Source organism: Pseudarthrobacter sp. KH_020_B (genome assembly GCF_057840185.1).
This window is the reverse complement of record NZ_CM174506.1, coordinates 3,783,475-3,803,280: the sequence shown is the minus strand read 5'-3', so window position 1 is coordinate 3,803,280 and position 19,806 is coordinate 3,783,475. Positions and strand designations below refer to the sequence as shown.

Sequence of the window (19,806 nt, the reverse complement as noted above, 5' to 3'; positions counted from 1 at the left end):
GCCTAGAATCCGTGGCTGAGCACCAGTCCCAGTGAGAACAGCAGGCTGTAGCCGAGGTTGATCAGGCCGGTCTGCTTGAGCACGGGAATGAGGCTCTTGCGCTTGCGGCCGTTGATCATCAGCCAGGCGGGCATCAGGCACGCCGGGATCAGCAGCAGCACAATCAGCATCCACGGCCGCCCGGGTGCCAGGATGACCACCAGCAGAATGGCCACGGCGAGCATCAGCACGTAGCTTTCGCGGGCGTGCTTGTCGCCCAGGCGCACGGCCAGCGTCTTTTTGCCGGCCTGGATGTCGGTGGGGATGTCGCGGACGTTGTTGGCCATCAGCAGGGCGCAGGCAATCAGGCCGGTGCCGATCGCACCAATCACGGCCGGCAGGCTGACCTGGCCGGCCTGGGTGTAGGTGGTGCCGAGCGTTGCCACCAGGCCGAAGAAGACAAACACAAAAACGTCGCCCAGGCCCATGTAGCCATAGGGGTTCTTGCCGCCGGTGTAGCCCCAGGCGGCCATCACGCAGCCGACTCCCACCAGGATCAGCCACCAGCTCTGGGTGATCACCACCAGCGCCAGACCGAACACCATGGCCACGGCGAAGGCGCCGAACGCTGCATACTTGACGTGCTCCGGCTGGGCCGCACCGGAGCCCACCAGCCGCAGCGGCCCTATTCGGTCCTCGTCGGTGCCGCGGACGCCGTCGGAGTAGTCGTTGGCGTAGTTCACGCCGATCTGCAGCAGCAGCGCCACCAGGGCGGCCAGCACGGCATTAACGGGGCGGAACGAATCCAGCTCGTAGGCCGCGGCGGTCCCGATCAGTACCGGGGCGATGGCGGCCGGCAAAGTGCGGAGGCGGGCGCCTTGGATCCATTGTGCGGCTGTGGCCACGGTCAGTACCTCGTGTTGGGTCGGGAGAACGGACGGTAGTGGAGGGCCGCGAACGGTCCGCCGGTGCAGCTCTACTCTACTTTCCCTGATGCAGCGCGTTGAGCCGGTCGATCATCGCCAGGCGGTCCGGTTTGCCGTTGGGGAGCATCAGCAGTTCCGGGCCGGCCAGCACGGTTTTCGGCGCCAGGAGGCCCAGCCGCCGGTGCCATTCCTCTTTGAGTGCGACGGCGTGATCCCCGGTTGGGGTGCCGGCCAGCGCAACAAAGGCGGCCACGGCCTGGCCCCATTCCGTGGACGGGACGCCCGCCACAAAAGCCGCCGCGACGCCGTCGGACTTTTCCAGCTCCTCCTGCACATGCGCGGCGGAGACCTTGACGCCGCCGGTGATGATGACATCGTCGGCGCGGCCCAGCACGGTGAGCCGGCCCTCCGTGTCCAGCGTGCCGAGGTCGTTGGTGCGGTACCAGCGGACGCCGTCCTCCTCGAAAAAGGTGTCCGTGGCTTCCGGCGCGTCCAGGTATCCGGCGGCCACGGTATCGCCGCCCAGGAGGATCCGGCCGTCGTCGGCCACCCGGACCCGGACGCCTTCCAGCGGCACGCCGTCGTACACGCAGCCGCCGCAGGTTTCGGCGGACCCGTACGTGGTGACCACCCTGACGCCGGCCTGGCGGGCCGCGTCCAGCAGTTCGGCCGACGCCGGTGCGCCGCCCAGCAGGATGCCGTTGAACCGCCGCAGGACGGCCAGGGTCTCCGGCGACGGCGCCTCCAGGAGGCGTTGGAGCTGTGTGGGCACCAGCGACGTGAAGCGGAACTTGTCGGTCAGCTCAAGGGCACCGGCGGTGAAGGCTTCGGGGGTGAAACCGCCGGACATGTCCATCACCCACGGCCGGGTGCCGGCGAACAGCGACCGCACCAGGACCTGCACGCCGGCCACGTACTGCACGGGCAGCGCCAGGAGCCACTGGCCCTCGCCCTTGAGCGCCAGGGCGGTGGCCATGGATGAGGCCGCCAGCGACTCGACGGTCAGGATGGTGGCCTTCGGCGCGCCCGTCGAGCCGGACGTGCGGACCACAGCCACGGCGTCATCGCAGCCGGGCGTCTCGGTGTGTCCCACCACCAGTTCGCCGGCGGGGCCCGCGGAAAGTTCGACGGCGGGTCCCTCGCCGTGGAGGGCGGCGGCCAGGGCTTTGAGCACCGGGTCGATGTCCGTGGGACCGGTGGTCTGGGTTCCGAGATTCATGTGCCGTCCTGCCTAGAAGTAGTGCGGGAAGCGGGACCAGTCCGGGTCCCGTTTCTCCAGGAAGGCTTCCTTTCCTTCCACCGCCTCGTCCGTCATGTAGGCCAGGCGGGTGGCTTCGCCGGCGAAGACCTGCTGGCCGGCCAGGCCGTCGTCGGCAAGGTTGAAGGCGAATTTCAGCATGCGGAGGGCTTGCGGTGACTGCCGGGCGATGTCCGCGGCGTATTCCAGGGCCACCTCTTCGAGGCGCTCGTGGTCCACGGCCTCGTTCACGGCGCCCATGCGGACCATGTCGTCGGCGGAGTACTCGCGGGCCAGGAAGAAGATCTCGCGGGCAGCCTTCTGGCCGATCTGGCGGGCCAGCAGCGCGGAGCCGTAGCCGGCGTCGAAACTTCCCACCGTGGCGTCGGTCTGCTTGAACTTGCCGTGCTGGCGGGAGGCGATGGTGAGGTCGGAGACCACGTGCAGGGAGTGTCCGCCGCCGGCAGCCCAGCCGTTCACGACGGCGATGACCACCTTGGGCATGGTCCGCATGAGCCGCTGGACCTCGAGGATGTGGAGCCGGCCAGCGCGGGCGGGGTCGATGGTTTCCTGGGTCTCGCCGTCGGCATAGCGGTAGCCGTCCCGGCCGCGGATCCGCTGGTCCCCGCCGGAGCAGAAGCTGTGGCCGCCGTCCTTGGGGGAGGGGCCGTTGCCGGTGAGCAGGACCGTGGCGACGTCCGGGGTCATGCGGGCGTGGTCCATGGCGCGGTAGAGCTCGTCCACGGTTCCGGGGCGGAAGGCGTTGCGGACTTCCGGGCGGTTGAAGGCGATGCGGACGGTGGGCAGGTCCCTGGTTTCCGTCCCGGTTGGTCCGGTTGTTGTGACGCGCTCAACCTGCCGGTGGTACGTCATGTCCTGGAAATCGTCGAAGCCGGACACGGTGCGCCAGCGGGTGGGGTCAAAGACGTCGGACACCTTGGCGGGAATTTGGTTGCTCACCGGACAAGTCTAGTAATCGGGTCAGCTGATGCAGAACTCGTTGCCCTCGGGATCGGTAGGTGTCAGGGCTGGATCTGCTGCAACTGCTCGAAGAGCTCGGGCGGGATGGCGTAGATGAAGATGACGGCCAGCAGGTTCTTCGCCGCGTGCACGAAGTAGGAGAACATCAGGTTCTTCCCGGTCCACACGTAGACAAACACCAGGGTGGCGCCCATGGCCAGGTAGGGGAGCAGCGCATTGAGCGTGATGGCTTCCTGGCCCGCGATGTGGATGGCGGCGAAGAGGACCACTGAGAGGGCGCAGCACAGCCAGATGTTGAGCCGGCGGCTGAGCTTGCCGATCAGCAGGTGCCGGAAAATGTACTCCTCCACAAACGGGCCCACTACCACCAGGACCGGCACCATCAGCCAGGCGGGGACCTCTTGCATCAGCGCCTGCAGTCCTGCCTGGTTTGCGGACGTCTCTACCCCGCCGCTGGCCGAGACCACAATTGCCGTGAGGATCATCATGGCCACCACCGCCGCGGGCACCATCAGCAGGGTGAACCACGGACGGGTGGCCAGCACCCGCACGTCCCGGGCCACTATCCGGCGGGCGGCGAGCAGCGCCAGGATCCCGATCGAGCCATAAAAGATGAGGTTCACCGCGTACGACGCCGCGGCCGGGCTGGGGGCAAGCTGGCGGATGAACGGGGCCAGCAGTTCCCCGGCCACGGCGAAGAGCCCGGCCGCGGCCACGTAGAGGCCGACGGCGGTGAAATCAAGGGCGGAAAACCGGTACAGCTCGGGCTGCGGGGCAGGTGGTTTCCGGTGCGTGGTGGCCATGTCTTCAGCCTAGCTCCCCCCAACTGACTCGCACTTAACGTCGTGAAAACCGCGAATGACGACGTTAAGTGCCAGCTAGTTGGGGTGGGCGTCACATTGCGGGGCCAGATCGGTGTCCCGTAGAATGTTCGGCATGCCTAACTTTCTATTTCGGTGCGCCAAAGTAGTCCGCCGAACCTCCGCCCGGGGAACGGCGGCGTTCCGCGCTGCCGGCGCCGCCGCCGTCGTCCTCCTGTCCCTCTCTGTAACTGCCTGCGGCGGCGCTGCGGGAGGGGCGGTTCCGGGCAGCAGTGACAGTGACAAGCCCGTGGTCCTGACCACCTTCACGGTGCTGGCCGACGTCGCCCGGAACGTTGCGGGAGACAAGCTCACCGTGGAGTCGATCACCAAGGCGGGCGCCGAGATCCACGGCTACGAACCCACGCCCGGCGACATACGCAAGGCAGCCAAGGCGGACCTCATCCTGGACAACGGCCTGAACCTCGAAGCCTGGTTCGGGCAGTTCGTGGAGGGCCTGGACGTGCCGCACGCAGTTGTCAGTGACGGTGTGGAGGTGATGTCCATCAGCGAGGACTCCTACCAGGGCAAACCGAACCCGCATGCGTGGATGTCGCCCGTGAACGTGCAGATCTATGTGGACAACATGGTGAAGGCGTTCAGCGAGCTTGACCCGGAGAACGCCGCGGCTTTCAAGGCCAACGGTGATGCGTACAAGGCCGAACTGCAGGGTGTGCAGGACGAGTTGAAAGCAAGCCTCGCCGGCCTCCCGGAGAACCAGCGCGCCCTGGTGACCTGCGAAGGCGCCTTCTCCTACCTGGCCCGCGATGCCGGGCTCAAGGAGGTCTATATCTGGGCGGTCAACGCCGAACAGCAGGCCACGCCGCAGCAGATCACGCGTGCCATCGAGTACGTCAAGGCCAACCAGGTTCCCGCCGTGTTCTGTGAATCCACGGTGTCCGACGCCCCCATGCAGCAGGTGGTGGGCGCAACCGGGGCCAAGTTCGGTGGCACGCTCTACGTGGATTCGCTGTCCGAGGCAGACGGTCCCGTACCCACCTACCTGGACCTGATCAGGCACGACGCCGACGTCATCACCAAGGCCCTGGCCGGCGCCTCAGCAGGGGCGAAGTAATGAGCACCCCAGCCATCCTGGTTGAAAACGTCACGGTCCACTACGGCGAGGTCCTGGCGCTCGACTCCGCCTCGCTCAGCCTTGACGCCGCCCGGATCTGCGGCCTGATCGGCATGAACGGGTCCGGGAAATCCACCCTGTTCAAGGTGATCATGGGAATGATCAAGCCCGACGCCGGCCGCGTTCTGATCGGCGGACAGTCACCCGCCAAGGCGCGCAAGGAGGGTGGGATCGGCTACGTGCCGCAGAGCGAGGATGTTGACTGGCAGTTCCCGCTGTCCGTCCGCGATGTGGTGATGATGGGACGCTACGGGCACCAGGGCTTCACCCGGCGCCCCTCCAAGGCCGACCGCGCCGCCGTCGACCTGGCGCTGGACCGCGTGGAACTGGGCGAGTACGCGGAGCGGCAGATCGGGCAGCTGTCCGGCGGCCAGAAGAAGCGGGCTTTTGTGGCCCGCGGCATCGCCCAGGGCGCCACCATGATGCTCCTGGACGAACCGTTCGCGGGCGTGGACAAACGCTCCGAAGCCACCATCACCCGGCTGCTGCGCGAGCTCGCCTCCGACGGCTGCACCATCCTGATCTCCACCCACGACCTCCACGCCCTGCCCGGACTGTGTGACGAAGCCGTGCTCCTCATGCGCCGGGTCCTGATGCACGGCGCCCCGGAGCTGGTGCTGCAGCCGGAGAACCTGGCCATGGCGTTCGGCCTGGACGTCCTGAACCGCGACCTCCCGGAACCTGCCACCACCACCGAGAGCAGGGGCTGACCCATGGAACTCTTCGACATCCTGCTCGAACCGCTCAGCTACGACTTTATGGTCCGCGCCATCATCACCACCGCGCTCGCCGCCGTCGTCTGCGCTGTCCTCAGCTGCTGGCTGGTGCTGATCGGCTGGTCCCTGATGGGCGACGCCGTCTCCCACGCGGTGCTGCCCGGCGTTGTGCTGGCCTACATTGTTGGCGCCCCGTTTGCGCTCGGTGCGCTGGTGTTCGCGCTGATTGCAGTGACCCTGATCGGCGTCGTCCGCAACACCAGCCGCGTGAAGGAGGACGCCGCGATCGGCATTGTGTTCACCTCGCTGTTTGCGCTGGGCCTGGTGCTGATTTCCGTCACGCCCAGCCAGACTGACCTGAACCACATCATTTTCGGCAACCTCCTGGGCGTCAGCATCCCGGACCTGATCCAGGTGCTGGTCCTCGGCGTCGTCGCCTTCGTCATCCTGATCCTGAAGCGCCGTGACCTGACCCTCTACGCGTTCGATCCCACGCACGCCCACGCGATCGGGCTCTCCCCGAAACGGCTGGGGGCGCTGCTCATGGGGCTGCTGGCGCTGACGTCGGTGGTGGCGCTGCAGACCGTGGGCGTGGTGCTGGTGGTGGCCATGCTCATCATCCCCGGGGCGACGGCCTACCTGCTCACGGACCGCTTCAACCGGATGCTCGTGATCGCCCCGGTGATTTCAGCCCTGTGCTCCATCGCCGGCATTTACTTCAGCTACTACCTGGACACGGCTTCGGGCGCCATGGTGGTGCTCACGCAGGGTGTGGTGTTCGCCGCCGTCTACCTGTTCAGCCCCCGGCAGGGACTGATCGGCACCCGGCTGGCGAAGGCCCGCCGCAGGAAGGCCGCCGCGGTCGCCGTGTAGGCCTGGGTCCTCCAGGGCGCGCCATTTCGACGGTTCCCTGCGCGCTCGATGACTCCCGCCGTCGAGTGCGCAGGGAACCATCGAATTGGCGTACGACGGCGGCACCCGGCCTGCGTGCCGCCGTCCGGCTCTGGTGCCTCCCGGTGGTGTCCCGGCTTGACGCTGCGGCTTCCGGCGGGGAAGCTGGAGCGATGAAGTCCTGAGCAGCAGCCCGGCAATGCCGGGCTGTTTCCCCGAATCCAGGGCCGCCGTCGAGCACCAGTTCCGGCGGCCACACTGCGGAATCCTGCGAGGACTTACCTTGACTGAACACCTGAACCTTTCCGGCGTCTCCCACGGCTACGGCGACCGGCAGTTGCTGGACGGAATCGGCCTGGTCATCGCGGCCGGCGAGCATGTTGCCATCGTCGGCGAAAACGGCGCCGGCAAATCCACCCTGCTCCGGATCCTGGCCGGGCTGGAAGCGCCCGACGAAGGGACTGCGGTCAGCCACGGCCGCGTGGGCTACCTCGCGCAGACGCACGGCCTGCCCGAATCCTTCACCGTGGGCGCCGCCGTCGACTCTTCCCTGGCCTCGCTGCGTGCCCTGGAAGCCGAGCTTGACCGGCTGGAGGCCGGCCTCGCCGATGCCGAGGATGACGAGCTGGAAACGTACGGCAGGCTGCAGACGGAGTACCAGCTGCGCGAGGGCTACGCCGCGGAATCCCGCGTGGAGGCAGCACTGGACCGGTTGGGTCTGGGTGGCCTGGACCGGAAGCGGACGCTGGGATCGCTCTCCGGCGGCGAGCAGGAACGCGTGGCGCTGGCCTGTGTCCTGGCCGATCCGGCGGACACCCTGCTCCTCGACGAACCCACCAACCACCTCGACGCCCGCGGAACCGCCTGGCTGGAGGACCGGCTGGCCGCCCATCGCGGCACGGTGGTAGTGGTGTCCCACGACCGTGTGCTGCTGCGCAAAGTGGCCAGCACCGTGATTGAGGTTGATGCTGAGCGCCGGGCCGTGACCCGCTATGGGAACGGCTACGACGGCTACCTCCGCGAGAAGGCCGCCGAACGCCAACGTTGGGTCCAGCAGTACCATGAGTGGATCGACGCGATGGACGCCGAGCAGCGGCAGGCGGACACCGTGACCGACAGGATGGGCTATGCCCGCAAGCGCGACGGCGACAAGATGGGCTTCGACTTCAAGGCCGGCACCTGGCAGAAAGCGGCGAGCAGCAAGGTCCGCAACGCCCAGGAACGGCTCCGTCGGCTGGAAGCGAGCCCCATTGACCGTCCGCCCGTGCCGCTGCGGCTTGCGGCGGAGCTGACCGTGGATCCGGAGGCTCTGTATGTCGCCGGGGCTTTGGGGGACTCGGGGGCCTCTGGGGCAACCGCCCTAACCGCGGACGGCACCGTTGTGCCGACGTCGGCGGTCCTTGTTGCCCGCGGCGTCGCAGTTCCCGGCCGCCTCGGCGTCACTGATTTCGCGGCCCGTATGGGCGAGAAGATCCTCATCACTGGCCCGAACGGCGCGGGAAAATCCACCCTGCTCTCCGTGCTGGCAGGAACCCTGGAGCCCGCCGAAGGACTCGTTCAGCGGCCGGCGCGGGTGGGCTACCTGCAGCAGGAACTCGAACTGCCGCAACGGCCCACGCTCCGCCTGCTGCCGGCCTTCGCGGCGGGCCTCGGCGGCAACATCGATGAGCACGCCGAGGCACTCCTGCGCCTGGGGCTGTTCCGCACCAGCGAGTTCCACGTCCCGGTGGGGAGCCTGTCCGCGGGCCAGCAGCGCCGGCTTGCCCTGGCGCGCCTGCTGCTGGGCGGCTACGGCACGCTGATTGTGGATGAGCCCACCAACCACCTGGCTCCCGTACTCGTGGAGCAGCTGGAGGAGGCGCTCGCCGGCTTCACCGGGACCCTGGTTATGGTCAGCCACGACCGTGCCCTCCGGGACTGGTTTGCCCGGTGTGCGAAGAAGAGCGACACTTCGCGGACGGACGACGCCGGCCGCTGGATCCGGTACTCGATGGACAAAGGCGTGCTGGCCCCGGCCTGAGTGCCCGGGGCGGGTGGCCCCGACTGCCCGTTTCGACGGTTCCCTGCCCACTCGACGTCGGCCGCCGTCGTCCCCGCAGGGAACCGTCGAAACGGCGGCGCAGGACCGGGCACCCCGCCCCGCCCTGAAAACGGTGAGTTTTCCGCAAAGGAAAAGTTACGCACCGACAGGCAGGCGGAAACATCGGCGGCGGAAGATTGGCCTATGCCAGTCTTCCCGCCGGCCGAAAGGATCTTTCCGTGATCACCAAGAACCTTTTCCTGCAGGGCATCTTCCCGTTTGTGGGCACCGGGCTGGAAAAACCCGTACCCATCCACAGCGAACTCTCGCACTACATTCCGGACGGTGTCATCAACCAGACGCTCTATTTCCGGGGCGGCAATTCCAGCAGCGAGCTCATCACGGTGGTCCTGATGCGGAACGGCGTGCCCATGCGGTACTTCCCGATCGGTGCCAAGAGCGAGGTCCATGTGCCGCTGCGGGTGGTCGAAGACATCGACGGCGGCTCGGTGGTGGAGCTCTATCTCGCCGCCCCGGATGGTGTTGGGGGATCCGTGGTGGTGGACCTGGGCATGGTGGAACACTGATGACCAGCGTGCTGGACCGGCCGCAGGGCAGGCACGCAGGCGCCGCGCCCCGCCGTCGGCTCGTGGTGGTGGGGAACGGAATGGCCGGCGCCCGCGCCGTGGAGGAGATTCTGGCCCGGGGCGGCGCGGACCAGTTCACCATCACCATGTTCGGGGACGAGCCGTACGGAAACTACAACCGGATCATGCTCAGCCACGTCCTCTCCGGCGAGGAAAGCGACGCGGACATCTTCCTGAACGCGCTGCCCTGGTACCGCGAGAACAGCATCACCCTGCACGCCGGCGTCCGGGTGGACCGGATCGACAAGTTCACCAAGCAGGTCTTCTCCAACGACGGCCGCGTGACGCCGTACGACACCCTTATCATCGCCACCGGAAGCCGCTCCCATATGCCGCCGATGGACGGGCTCTACACACCGGGCGGGTCCGTGAAACACGGCGTGTTCGGGTTCCGCACCATCGATGACACCCGCAGGATGGTCCAGCACGCGCAGCTGGACCACCACCGGCGGGCGGTGGTGATCGGCGGCGGCCTGCTGGGCCTGGAGGCGGCCTACGGGCTGATAAGCCACGGGATCGAGGTGGAGGTCGTCCACTCCGGCGGGCACCTCATGAACGCGCAGATGGGGCCCGACGGCGGTGCGGTGCTGCGTAAGAGCGTGGAGGCGCTGGGCATCCGCGTGCACACGTCCAGCCGTACCACGGCTGTCCTCGGGAGGGACACGGTCAGCGGTATCAGCCTCCGGGACCGGGACGACATCGCCTGCGACATGGTGGTGGTGGCCGCGGGCATTCGGCCGAACGTGGACGTGGCTGTCCTGAGCGGGCTGCCGGTGGAGCGGGCCATCGTGGTGGATGACAGGCTCCGCGTGCAGGACGAAGACGATATCTATGCCGTGGGGGAGTGCGTCCAGCACCGCGGTGAGGTTTATGGCCTGGTAGCGCCGCTGTGGGAGCAGGCCGTGGTGCTGGCCAACCACGTGACCGGCGCCGACACTTCCGCTGAGTACCTCGGCTCGCGGACCGCCACCAAGCTGAAGGTTGCCGGCATCGACGTCGCATCCATGGGACTGCACGGGCCTGAGCTCGATACCGACGAGCACATCGTCTTCTCGGAGCCCAGCCGCGGCGTGTTCAAGTCCATCGTGGTCCGCGACAACAAAATGGTGGGCGCCACGCTCCTGGGCGACAGCCGGAAGGTCGCCTACCTGACGCAGGCCTACGACCGCGGGCTGCCGCTGCCGGAGGAACGGATCGCCCTGCTGTTCGACGTCGGCGGGCCGGGTGAGGAGGTGGGCGTCGCCGAGCTCGACGACGGCGCCCAGGTCTGCAACTGCAACGGCGTTTCGAAAGGGGCACTCGTGGACGCCGTGAAGGGCGGCTGCACCACGGTTAGCGGCGCGATGGACGCCACCCGCGCGGGGGCCTGGCCTCGCTGCTGAAAATGATGCTCGCGGAGCAGTACATCGACGAACGCGACGCCCGTTTCATCAACGACCGCGTCCATGCCAACATCCAGCGCGACGGCACGTTCTCCGTGGTCCCGCAGATGAAGGGCGGCGTGACGTCCGTGCAGCAGCTGCGCCGCATTGCCGACGTCGCCGAGAAGCACAACATTCCCCTTATCAAGCTGACCGGCGGGCAGCGGATCGACCTGCTGGGCATTCCCAAGGAGGACCTCCCGCAGGTCTGGGCGGACCTGGACATGCCGTCCGGCTACGCCTACGGCAAGAGCTTCCGCACCGTGAAGACCTGTGTGGGCAAGGACTTCTGCCGGTACGGCACGGGCGATTCCACCAAGCTGGGCATCGAGATCGAGTCCCGCTTCCAGGGGATCGAGTCGCCGGCGAAGCTGAAGCTTGCCGTGTCCGGCTGCCCTCGGAACTGCGCGGAGTCGCTCGTCAAGGACGTGGGCGTGGTGGCCGTGGAGGGCGGTCGCTGGGAACTCTACGTCGGCGGCGCGGCGGGAGCCCATATCCGCAAAGGCGACCTGCTGGCCACGGTGGACGATCCGGAGGAGGTCAAGGTCCTGACGGGACGGTTCATGCAGTACTACCGCGAGCAGGCCAACTGGCTGGAACGGACCTACGCTTTTGTGCCGCGGGTGGGCATTGAGCATATCCGCGCGGTGATCGTTGACGATTCGGAAGGTATTGCCGCGCAACTGGACGCCGCTATGCAGGCCTCCGTGGACAGCTACGTGGACCCCTGGAGCGAACGCGACGATCCGCTCACGCCGGGCCAGTTCCGCACCTCCCTGCCGCTCACCGTCCTGCCCCAGGTGCCGGTCCGATGAGCGCCGATCCGATCAGCAGCGGGCCCGTCGGCACCGGGCCCGTCAGCATCAACAGCCACATGCTGGGCCCCGTGGACCAGATCCCCTTCGGCGAGGGGCGGGCCTTCGGCGTCGACGGTGAACAGGTGGCGGTCTTCCGGCTGCGGGACGGGTCACTTCGGGCGCTTTCCGCCGTCTGCCCGCACCGGGGCGGTCCCATCGCGGACGGCACTATCGACCGGCAAGTGGTGATGTGCCCGCTGCACCAGCACGCGTTCAGCCTGGAAACGGGCTGCTCCAGCACCGGGGCCGAACATCTGCGCACGTACAGCGTTGTGGAAAATGCTGAGCAGAATATTGTTCTGCAAAGACCCCAAATCGGTGGCAATAGTTTGGCTTAACCGGGGGCGAGTGTAGTCCGCGTCACTTGCCGCGGCTTGGATCTTGTAGGATAGACAGGCCGCGCGAACCTTCGACGCCTGAGAGTTTTTGTCCACATAAGTACCCCAAATGCGGGATTATCCCGAATTATCTGGACAAAAACTCGGGGTTTCCGGTGCCGGCCAATCCCCTACCCACAAGGAATTGTTGTGCCTCAAAGTACCCCCACAGAACTCGTGAGCCCGACGGCGCAATCCGCCGTCGTCGACTCCACCCTCAGCGCCGAGGGTTACAAAAAATCACTGAGCGGCCGCCAGGTCACCATGATTGCCATGGGCGGCGCCATCGGCGTCGGCCTCTTTATGGGTGCCGGCGGACGCCTGGCCTCCACTGGCCCCGCACTCATCTTCTCCTACGCCATTGCCGGCGTAATCGCCTATCTGCTGATGCGGGCCCTGGGCGAGCTGATCATGTACCGCCAGACGTCGGGTTCCTTCGTCAGCTACGCCGGCGAGATGTTCGGCAAGAAGGGCGCGTACCTGTCCGGCTGGATGTACTTCATCAACTGGGCAATGACCGGCATCGCCGAACTCATCGCGATCGGGCTGTACTTCCAGTTCTTCTTCCCCAACGTGCCTGTTGAACTGTCCGCCATCGCAGCGCTGCTGCTGCTCGTGGCCGTCAACCTCCTGAGCGTCAAGGCGTTCGGCGAATTCGAATTCTGGGCCTCCTGCCTCAAGGTGGGCGCCATCGTGATCTTCCTGGCGGTGGGCACGTTCATGGTGGTCACCAACGCCCAGGTGGGTGACGGCAACGCTTCGGTCAGCAACCTCTTCGCAGCCGAGGGCGGGATGTTCCCCAAGGGTGCGCTGGTGATGATCCTGGTCCTGAACGCCGTGATTTTCGCCTACAACGGCATTGAGCTCGTCGGCATCACGGCCGGTGAAATGCAGGATCCGGCCAGGGAAGTTCCCAAAGCGATCCGCGCCGTGGTCTTCCGCATCGTGGTGTTCTACGTCGGTTCCGTGACCCTCCTCGCGATGCTGTTGCCCTCGGACCAGTACGTGGCCGGCACCTCGCCGTTCGTCACCGTTTTCGGCCAGATGGGCCTCGGTTGGATGGGCGATGTTATGAACATGATCGTCATCACCGCCGCACTGTCCTCCTGTAACTCCGGCCTGTATTCGATCGGCCGGATCTTCCGGACCATGGCCAACAACGGGCATGCCCCGGTGTGGCTGACCAAGATGTCCAAGAGCCACGTACCGTACGCCGCCATCCTGGCCATCGGCGCCGTCTACCTCGTCGGCATCCTGCTGAACATCTGGCTGGGCGGCTCACACGCCTTCGACCTCGCGCTCAACTCGGCATCGATCGGCGTGATCTTCACGTGGGGCGCCATCTTCGCCAGCCAGATCGCGCTGCGCAAGAAGAAGGGCAAGGTCTCGTCCCTGCCCGCGCCCGGCGGAACGTGGAGCAGCTGGGCCGGACTCATTGCGCTGCTGGCCATCACCGTGCTCATCGGCTTCGACACCATGACCAGCAAGACCGGCGAGGTCTTCCACCTCGGTCTCTGGACCCTGGCCACTATCCCGTTCTTCGCCCTGGTCCTGTGGCTGGGCTGGCAGAAGGTCAAGAGCAACGAGCCCAAGAGCGAGCTCTTCTGCTAGGGCTTTTCGCCCCAGCAGCCGGGCGCTCAGCAGCCGAACGCTAAGAAGTCCGACGTCGGCGGGTCACCCTTTCGGGGGCGGCCCGCCGTCGTCGTTAATTCCCATCGATTGCTCCGTAGGGGCCCTTTTGAGCGCTCAAAAGGGCGCCTACGGAGCAATCGATGGGGGTCGGGCGGCGTCCACGCTCTTCAGGTGCCGGGCGAAGTGGTCTTCGATCCGCTGCCAGGCCTCGGGGGAGGACGCCGGGTCCGGGCCGATGCCCATGACCCGCATCAGCGGCCTGAAAACCGCCGGGCCCAGGTCGGTTTCGTTGAGGAACGCGTGCCCGGCGCTGGGGAATTCCTTGACGCTGTTCTCGATGCCGAGACTGTCCAGGGCGGACTCGAGCTTGCCGGCCGCGCCCTTGAGGGCGAGATCCCGGCCGCCGAAGTTGGCCACGATGGGGCAGGCGCCGCGGAGGGCTTCCTCGAGATTGCCCGGCAAACGGCCGTAGTTGACCGAGGCGGCGTCGAAGCCGTCGCGTGCCACCAGGAGCGCGAAGCCGCCGCCCATGCAGAACCCGATCACTCCGGTTTTGCCGGTGGACAGCGGCGAAGTGGCCAGCCAGGTCCGGGCCGTAGCGATGTCGGTGAACGCCCGGCCGGTTCCCCTGAGCATGCTGCGCATGGTGCTGACCAGGCACCGGCGCGGGCCGCCGTCGCTGAACAGGTCCAACGCCAGTGTCAGGTACCCGGCGCGGGCCATCCGGTCCGCCTGGCCGCGGACGAGGTCGTTCAGGCCGAAGGCTTCGTGGATTATCAGGACCGCGGGAAACGGGCCGGCTCCTGCAGGGGTGGCGAGATATCCGCCGAGCGAAGGCGAACCGCCGGAAGCAGCGCTTTGGGCACTCAGGTCCACGGTAGTCATGGGCCAAGGGTAGCCGCCGTTCCCCATCGACTGCTCCGTACGGGCCCTTTTGGGGCGTCAAAAGGGCCCGTACGGAGCAATCGACGGGGGCAGGCACAAGAACGGCGGCGGATCCCCCATGGGAATCCGCCGCCGTTCGACTGTGGGAGGACTAGTCCTTGAACGTGTCCTTGACGTTTTCGCCGACCTTCTTGGCGTCAGCCTTGACCTGGTCCGCCTGCCCTTCGGCCTTGAGTTTGTCGTTGTCCGTGGCGTTGCCGGCCGCTTCCTTGGCCTTGCCGCCCAGATGCTCTGCTTCGTTACTGATCTTGTCTCCGAGGCCCATGAGTCTGGCCGCCTTTCGTTTCCCCGTTGATCAACACTGTTTTTTCAGCCTAACACAAAGCATGCTTACTATTTCAAGGGACTTCGGATATGAGATGCCTGTCGAATGTCGGAGCCCCCGGCTAGGCTCGATGCATGGAACACAGCACAAGCCTGACCCAGCACATCCACGCCAGTCCGGACAAGGTCTGGGACGTCATCTCGGACATCCCAGGCTCCGCCGCCACGCTGTCCAGCATCAACGCCGTGCAGATGCTCAGCGAGGGACCCTACGGCGAGGGGACGCGCTGGAAGGAAACGCGCACCATGATGGGCCGGGCGGAAACGGTGGAAATGTGGGTTGCACAGGCGGAAGCTCCGCGCAGTACCACGGTCAAGGCCCACCAAGGCGGCGCCGATTACACCACGCGCTTCACTCTGGCCGAGCGCGACGGCGGGACGGACCTGACGGTGACGTTCGGTGCCGAGGTGGTCAAGCCCACTCTGCTCAGCAAGGTCAGCATGGCCCTGTTCGGCAGGTTCGGCATGAGCGTCACCCGCAAGGCGCTCACCAAGGACCTGGCGGAAATCGCCGCCAAAGCGGAATCGCTCTAGTGGCGGCAAGGGTCCATAAGGTAACGGCTCCCCGGCTCTCGCCGGTCAGCCTGGAGGATGTCAGGGATGATCCCGCCCCGGACTTCCGGCGTGGTGAAAGGTACGACGGCGTCCGGTACAGCCGGGCGGCCGCCGACGGTCTGGAGCTGAGCGGCACGGATTTTGCCGAGTGTGAGTTCCAGGGCGTCTCCTTCAATGACACCCAGCTCCGCGGGGCCACCTTCCGGGACTGCATCCTGTCCGAGCTGTATGCGCCGGTGTTCCGGGCCGCCCGCTCCACGTGGCGGGACGTGCAGCTGAACAATCCGCGGCTGGGCTCGGCTGAGCTGTATGAGACCGGCTGGCAGTCGGTCAGGATCGACGGCGGCAAGCTGGACTTCCTGAATCTGCGCGGGTCCAAGCTGACCGATGTCGTCATCAGCGACTGCATCATCAACGAACTGGACCTCGGGTCCGCCTCCGGGACGCGGGTGGTGCTCAAAAACTGCACCATCGGAACGCTGGATCTCACCGGCGCCCGGCTGAAGGACTTTGACCTTCGCGGCACCGATTTCCGGACCATCAGCGGCCTCGGCAGCCTGGCTGGCGTGGTCATCGACGACTACCAGCTGAGCCTGCTGGCGCCTTTACTGGCTGGGCACCTCGGCGTCCTGGTGGTGTAGCTTCGCGGTCGAGAGGTAGTTCAGGACAGCCCTTGCCGTGTTTGTGTCCGTGACCAGCCTGCCGAAATAGCCCGCCCGCGCCGCGCCCACGAGGCTGCTGGCTTTCTCTTCACCCACCGCCACGCCGACGGTGTTGGGGATGCGGCGCAGAATGTCCGGTGGAGTGGCCACAATCCGGTCGCTGCCCGGGAAGTCCACCCTGGCTCCGCGAATGTCGAAGAAGTTCAGGCAGATGTCCCCTACTGCGCGGGCCAGTGAGTCGTCGTCCTTGGGGATGAACCGGGAGATGGACGTTCGGGTGGTCGGCGGGGCGCCGACGCCCAGCAGCGCCCCCTTGGCTGTTTCCCACAGCCGCTGGATCCGCTGGAAATCCGGGTCCCGCTGAAGGAAACCGTGCATTTCGGGCGAGGGCAAGGCCTGCGTCCAGAGGAAGGCCGGCTGCGCTCCGGTGCGTTCGGCCAGGGAACGGGCAATCTCATTGGTTTGATGCCAGGGCTCCGGTTCGGTCTGGCCGCCGCTGCAGGGAGCAACAATCACCCCAGGCAATTTGGGTAGCGCGGCCTGGCTCAGTTCGTAGACGGTGCGCCCCGAGGAGGCCAGCAGCACGTCGCCCGGAGCCAGATCCATGTCTTCGATGGCTTCGGTGACCGGGGCCAGCAGGCCGGTCCGGAGCCGATTCGACTGGTCGCCGTCCGCCAGATATACCCTTTGCAGGCCCAGCGCCGAGGCAAGCTCCAACCCGAGTCCGGCGGATGCTGATTTGGACGGATTGATCACTTCGATTTTGACGATGCCGATCCGCCGCGCCTCCGCGAGCAGGCGGCTCACGGTTGGCCGGGAAACGTCCATGGCATCGGCGATGCGCGCCTGGTTGGCGTCTTCGAGGTAGTACATCCGCGCCGCCTGGTAGAGCGTGTCCAGCGCAAACTTGCTGTTGCTTCCCGCTGGCTCCGCAGTGGTGTCCGCCATGAATCCGCCCCCTCCTTCGCGTATCAGATGGTTCCATGATAGCCGCCCGTGAACATAATTTCACAAGAACGTGCGTGTGAACCGATGTTCTTGACATTTGTTCAGCGCCGCAGCACACTGGATTCATTGATCCGCGTCACACTTCCCGGAGGGGGAACCATGTCAATCACGTACGCAAAGGCTGCCGAAGCCGTCAGCACCTTGCCGGCAACGATGCAGGCCGTCATTTGTCACGGACCGGAGAACTACGTCCTGGAGGAAATCGCAACTCCCGTCCCGGCCGAGGATGAGTTGCTGATGAAGGTCGAGGCTGTGGGTGTCTGCGCCAGCGACCTCAAGTGCTACCACGGCGCACCGAAATTCTGGGGCGACGAAAACCGTCCGGCCTGGGCGCAGAAGGGTGTGACGCCGGGCCATGAGTTCGTTGGCACGATCGTGGGCGGCACCGCCACCGCGCTCGCCCACCACGGGCTTGAGCTCGGCGACAGGGTGGCCTGCGAGCAGATCGTCCCCTGCGAGGAGTGCCGCTACTGCCAGCGCGGCCAGTACTGGATGTGCGGGCCCCACGACATGTTCGGCTTCCGGGGTTACAACGGCGCCATGGCCGAGTACCTCGTGGTTCCGCCTAACGCCAGGGCGCACAAAGTCGCCAAGGACCTCGCGCCGCAGCACGCCGCGTTTGCCGAACCGCTGGCCTGTTCGCTGCACGCGGTGGAGCGCGCTGACATCCAGTTCAACGATGTTGTGGTGATCGCCGGCTGCGGCCCGATCGGCCTCGGTATGATCGCCGGCGCCAAGGCCAAGAGCGCCCTGAAGGTCGTCGCATTGGACATGTCCGACGCCAAACTCGACCTGGCGCGCAAGTGCGGAGCCGACGTCGTTATCAACGTCGGCCGCGAGGATGCCGTCCAGCTGGTCAAGGACATGACCGACGGTTATGGCGCCGATGTCTACATCGAAGCCACCGGCCACCCCTCGGCAGTGGGCCAGGGCCTGAACCTGCTGCGCAAGCTGGGAACCTACGTCGAGTACTCCGTGTTTGGTGCCAACGTCTCCGTGGACTGGTCCATCATCAGCGACGACAAGGAACTCGACGTCCGAGGCGCGCACCTGGGTCCGCACTGCTGGCCCGCGGCCATCAAGATGATCGAATCCGGCATCCTGCCGATGGACGAGATCTGCACCGACCAGTTCCCCCTCGACAGGTTCCAGGACGCGCTGGATCTTGTGGGCGACACGGCCGGGGCTTCCGTCAAGGTTTCCATCCTGCCCGGCACCGGACACTAGTCCGGCCCGCTGCGGGCCCCAAGGGCCCCGCAGGTTCCAATTCAACCAGTCCAACCTGTCCCCGAAACAAAGGCGTTTTCCCATGACTTCACATGCCACCGCGGCCGCCCCGCTGCAGGCAACCCAGACGGCACACGAGACCCGGCTTGACCGGATCGGCATCCCGCACTCCCTGCGCTGGGGCTTCCTCGGCGTCCTGGTCTTTATGACCGGCAACGGTGTGGAGTCGAACTTCCTCTCGCCACACCTGGCACAGGCCCTGGGCACCGGCCCGGCCCTGGTGGCCAACATCATCACGATGTACGGGGTGGCCGTCCTGGTGGGCTCCTATCTCTCCGGAGCGCTGTCGGACCTGTGGGGCCCCCGGAAAGTCATGGCCCTCGGCTTCGGCGTGTGGATGGTGTTCGAGGCCGCCTTCCTGCTGGCCCTTCAGGCCGGCTCCGTTCCCGGCGTCTTCGTCAGCTACTTCCTGCGCGGCTTCGGCTTCCCGCTGTTCGCGTTCGCCTTCCTGGTGTGGATCAACGCGGTGGTCCCGCGCAAGCGCAACGGCACCGCCGTCGGCTGGTTCTATGTCATGTTCACCGGCGGCCTGCCGACCCTGGGCTCCCTGTTCGCCGTGTTTTCCATCCCCATGTTCGGTGGCGGCGCGGCGGGCGAATACCAGACCATGTGGGCTTCGAGCCTGTTGGTGGCTGCCGGCTTCCTCATCGCCTGGTTCGGCGTCCGCGAACAGCGCGGCCGCGCCAGGCTGGTACCCGCCGGCGAATCCGCCGCCCGTGTCCTGACCTCCGGGGTCCGCCTGCTGGCCACCAACAAAAAGACCCTCATGGGCTTCCTGGTCCGGATCATCAACACGGCGCCCGAGTTCGGCATGTTCATCATCCTGCCCGCGGTGATCGCCGGTGAACTCGGCTGGAGCCAGAGCCAATGGCTCACCATGACCGTCCTGGTGTACGCCTCCAACGTGGCCTTCAACGCCCTCTTCGGCGCCATAGGCGACAAGTGGGGATGGCAGCGCACCGTCAAGTGGTTCGGTGTCACCGGTTCAGCGATCGGTCTGCTGGCCTGGTGGTACGTGCCGCATCTGGTGGAGCCGGGCTCTGACCTGGGCTTTGCGCTCAGCTGTGCCGCCGGTATGTTCTTTGGCATCATGCTGGCCGGCTTCGTCCCGATGGGCGCCATCATGCCCGCGCTCACCCCGGACCACAAGGGCGCCGCCATGGCCATGTACACCACCGCCGCCGGGGGTGCTGCCTTCCTGGGAGCCGCCGTCGTCGCTGTTGTCCTGCCGTGGGGCGGGGGCGAGGGCGTCGTCTGGGCCTTCGTAGCCCTGTACGCAGCAGCGTTTGTGCTGGTCTCCTTCCTCAAAGTCCCCGAAGACACTGCCGGCCGCCGCCAGCACTGAC

At 66.5% G+C, this 19,806-nt stretch carries 18 protein-coding genes and 1 pseudogene; 12 read left to right on the top strand and 7 right to left on the bottom strand.

Annotated features, from left to right (window positions below; all coding sequences use genetic code 11):
* Positions 1 to 2 precede the first annotated feature (2 nt).
* From AC3IT0_RS17710 to AC3IT0_RS17695, 4 genes are all read right to left on the bottom strand, one after another.
* On the bottom strand, positions 3 to 884 hold the full coding sequence (locus tag AC3IT0_RS17710) for a 1,4-dihydroxy-2-naphthoate polyprenyltransferase (protein ID WP_489320979.1): 882 nt from the start codon (positions 882 to 884) through the stop codon (positions 3 to 5).
* A gap of 76 nt (positions 885 to 960) precedes the next feature.
* On the bottom strand, positions 961 to 2,124 hold the full coding sequence (locus AC3IT0_RS17705) for an AMP-binding protein (RefSeq protein ID WP_489320978.1): 1,164 nt from the start codon (positions 2,122 to 2,124) through the stop codon (positions 961 to 963).
* Between the two features lie 12 nt (positions 2,125 to 2,136).
* Positions 2,137 to 3,102 (bottom strand): 1,4-dihydroxy-2-naphthoyl-CoA synthase, encoded by a 966-nt coding sequence (locus tag AC3IT0_RS17700; RefSeq protein WP_489320977.1) that lies wholly within the window; start codon positions 3,100 to 3,102, stop codon positions 2,137 to 2,139.
* Between the two features lie 62 nt (positions 3,103 to 3,164).
* Positions 3,165 to 3,926 (bottom strand): CPBP family intramembrane glutamic endopeptidase, encoded by a 762-nt coding sequence (locus tag AC3IT0_RS17695; protein WP_489320976.1) that lies wholly within the window; start codon positions 3,924 to 3,926, stop codon positions 3,165 to 3,167.
* Positions 3,927 to 4,059: 133 nt separating this feature from the next.
* On the opposite strand from AC3IT0_RS17695, the gene AC3IT0_RS17690 reads away from it, so the two are divergent.
* The 8 genes and pseudogenes from AC3IT0_RS17690 to AC3IT0_RS17655 all read left to right on the top strand — a co-directional run bounded on the left by AC3IT0_RS17690 (position 4,060) and on the right by AC3IT0_RS17655 (position 13,658).
* Positions 4,060 to 5,058 (top strand): metal ABC transporter substrate-binding protein, encoded by a 999-nt coding sequence (locus AC3IT0_RS17690; protein WP_489320975.1) that lies wholly within the window; start codon positions 4,060 to 4,062, stop codon positions 5,056 to 5,058.
* A complete protein-coding gene (locus AC3IT0_RS17685; protein ID WP_489320974.1) occupies positions 5,058 to 5,828 on the top strand; it encodes a metal ABC transporter ATP-binding protein in 771 nt (256 codons plus the stop codon). The genes AC3IT0_RS17690 and AC3IT0_RS17685 overlap by 1 nt, the downstream gene beginning before the upstream one ends.
* Before the next feature lie 3 nt (positions 5,829 to 5,831).
* On the top strand, positions 5,832 to 6,707 hold the full coding sequence (locus AC3IT0_RS17680; RefSeq protein WP_489320973.1) for a metal ABC transporter permease: 876 nt from the start codon (positions 5,832 to 5,834) through the stop codon (positions 6,705 to 6,707).
* A gap of 301 nt (positions 6,708 to 7,008) precedes the next feature.
* Positions 7,009 to 8,745 (top strand): ABC-F family ATP-binding cassette domain-containing protein, encoded by a 1,737-nt coding sequence (locus AC3IT0_RS17675; protein ID WP_489320972.1) that lies wholly within the window; start codon positions 7,009 to 7,011, stop codon positions 8,743 to 8,745.
* 239 nt (positions 8,746 to 8,984) lie between these two features.
* Positions 8,985 to 9,332, top strand: coding sequence for a molybdopterin oxidoreductase (locus AC3IT0_RS17670; RefSeq protein ID WP_489320971.1), 348 nt, complete (start codon positions 8,985 to 8,987; stop codon positions 9,330 to 9,332).
* Positions 9,332 to 11,628 (top strand): annotated as a pseudogene (locus AC3IT0_RS17665) (FAD-dependent oxidoreductase). Before AC3IT0_RS17670 ends, AC3IT0_RS17665 begins: the two are co-directional and overlap by 1 nt.
* A 59-nt stretch (positions 11,629 to 11,687) precedes the next feature.
* The gene (locus tag AC3IT0_RS17660; RefSeq protein ID WP_489323836.1) at positions 11,688 to 12,008 is read left to right on the top strand and encodes a Rieske (2Fe-2S) protein; all 321 of its coding nucleotides are present in this window, start codon (positions 11,688 to 11,690) and stop codon (positions 12,006 to 12,008) included.
* A 189-nt stretch (positions 12,009 to 12,197) separates the two neighbouring features.
* Positions 12,198 to 13,658 carry an amino acid permease gene (locus tag AC3IT0_RS17655; RefSeq protein ID WP_489320970.1) on the top strand — a complete coding sequence of 487 codons (1,461 nt, stop codon included), beginning with the start codon at positions 12,198 to 12,200 and terminating at the stop codon, positions 13,656 to 13,658.
* Positions 13,659 to 13,805: 147 nt separating this feature from the next.
* Here AC3IT0_RS17655 and AC3IT0_RS17650 read toward each other — a convergent pair whose 3' ends face one another.
* Both AC3IT0_RS17650 and AC3IT0_RS17645 read right to left on the bottom strand, forming a co-directional pair.
* The gene (locus AC3IT0_RS17650; protein ID WP_489320969.1) at positions 13,806 to 14,564 is read right to left on the bottom strand and encodes a dienelactone hydrolase family protein; all 759 of its coding nucleotides are present in this window, start codon (positions 14,562 to 14,564) and stop codon (positions 13,806 to 13,808) included.
* A gap of 151 nt (positions 14,565 to 14,715) precedes the next feature.
* Positions 14,716 to 14,889 (bottom strand): CsbD family protein, encoded by a 174-nt coding sequence (locus tag AC3IT0_RS17645; RefSeq protein ID WP_058931408.1) that lies wholly within the window; start codon positions 14,887 to 14,889, stop codon positions 14,716 to 14,718.
* 134 nt (positions 14,890 to 15,023) lie between these two features.
* On the opposite strand from AC3IT0_RS17645, the gene AC3IT0_RS17640 reads away from it, so the two are divergent.
* On the top strand, positions 15,024 to 15,482 hold the full coding sequence (locus AC3IT0_RS17640; protein ID WP_489320968.1) for an SRPBCC family protein: 459 nt from the start codon (positions 15,024 to 15,026) through the stop codon (positions 15,480 to 15,482).
* Positions 15,482 to 16,144 (top strand): pentapeptide repeat-containing protein, encoded by a 663-nt coding sequence (locus tag AC3IT0_RS17635; RefSeq protein WP_489320967.1) that lies wholly within the window; start codon positions 15,482 to 15,484, stop codon positions 16,142 to 16,144. The genes AC3IT0_RS17640 and AC3IT0_RS17635 overlap by 1 nt, the downstream gene beginning before the upstream one ends.
* Here AC3IT0_RS17635 and AC3IT0_RS17630 read toward each other — a convergent pair.
* On the bottom strand, positions 16,109 to 17,113 hold the full coding sequence (locus AC3IT0_RS17630) for a sugar-binding transcriptional regulator (protein WP_489320966.1): 1,005 nt from the start codon (positions 17,111 to 17,113) through the stop codon (positions 16,109 to 16,111). The genes AC3IT0_RS17635 and AC3IT0_RS17630 overlap by 36 nt on opposite strands.
* Positions 17,114 to 17,272: 159 nt before the next feature.
* Here AC3IT0_RS17630 and AC3IT0_RS17625 point away from each other — a divergent pair, with 159 nt between their 5' ends.
* Positions 17,273 to 18,400, top strand: a complete 1,128-nt coding sequence (locus AC3IT0_RS17625) for a zinc-binding dehydrogenase (protein ID WP_489320965.1) — start codon at positions 17,273 to 17,275, stop codon at positions 18,398 to 18,400.
* An 82-nt stretch (positions 18,401 to 18,482) separates the two neighbouring features.
* Positions 18,483 to 19,805, top strand: a complete 1,323-nt coding sequence (locus AC3IT0_RS17620) for an MFS transporter (RefSeq protein WP_489320964.1) — start codon at positions 18,483 to 18,485, stop codon at positions 19,803 to 19,805.
* The last annotated feature ends 1 nt before the right edge of the window (position 19,806 follow it).

Excerpts from the sequence above, each read along its gene's own strand:
- AC3IT0_RS17695 (WP_489320976.1), bottom strand. The coding sequence starts at position 3,926 with ATGGCCACCACGCACCGGAAACCACCTGCCCCGCAGCCCGAGCTGTAC.
- AC3IT0_RS17640 (WP_489320968.1), top strand. The coding sequence starts at position 15,024 with ATGGAACACAGCACAAGCCTGACCCAGCACATCCACGCCAGTCCGGAC.
- AC3IT0_RS17685 (WP_489320974.1), top strand. The coding sequence starts at position 5,058 with ATGAGCACCCCAGCCATCCTGGTTGAAAACGTCACGGTCCACTACGGC.
- AC3IT0_RS17680 (WP_489320973.1), top strand. The coding sequence starts at position 5,832 with ATGGAACTCTTCGACATCCTGCTCGAACCGCTCAGCTACGACTTTATG.
- AC3IT0_RS17705 (WP_489320978.1), bottom strand. The coding sequence starts at position 2,124 with ATGAATCTCGGAACCCAGACCACCGGTCCCACGGACATCGACCCGGTG.
- AC3IT0_RS17645 (WP_058931408.1), bottom strand. The coding sequence starts at position 14,889 with ATGGGCCTCGGAGACAAGATCAGTAACGAAGCAGAGCATCTGGGCGGC.
- AC3IT0_RS17690 (WP_489320975.1), top strand. The coding sequence starts at position 4,060 with ATGCCTAACTTTCTATTTCGGTGCGCCAAAGTAGTCCGCCGAACCTCC.
- AC3IT0_RS17625 (WP_489320965.1), top strand. The coding sequence starts at position 17,273 with ATGTCAATCACGTACGCAAAGGCTGCCGAAGCCGTCAGCACCTTGCCG.
- AC3IT0_RS17660 (WP_489323836.1), top strand. The coding sequence starts at position 11,688 with ATGCTGGGCCCCGTGGACCAGATCCCCTTCGGCGAGGGGCGGGCCTTC.
- AC3IT0_RS17630 (WP_489320966.1), bottom strand. The coding sequence starts at position 17,113 with ATGGCGGACACCACTGCGGAGCCAGCGGGAAGCAACAGCAAGTTTGCG.
- AC3IT0_RS17620 (WP_489320964.1), top strand. The coding sequence starts at position 18,483 with ATGACTTCACATGCCACCGCGGCCGCCCCGCTGCAGGCAACCCAGACG.
- AC3IT0_RS17650 (WP_489320969.1), bottom strand. The coding sequence starts at position 14,564 with ATGACTACCGTGGACCTGAGTGCCCAAAGCGCTGCTTCCGGCGGTTCG.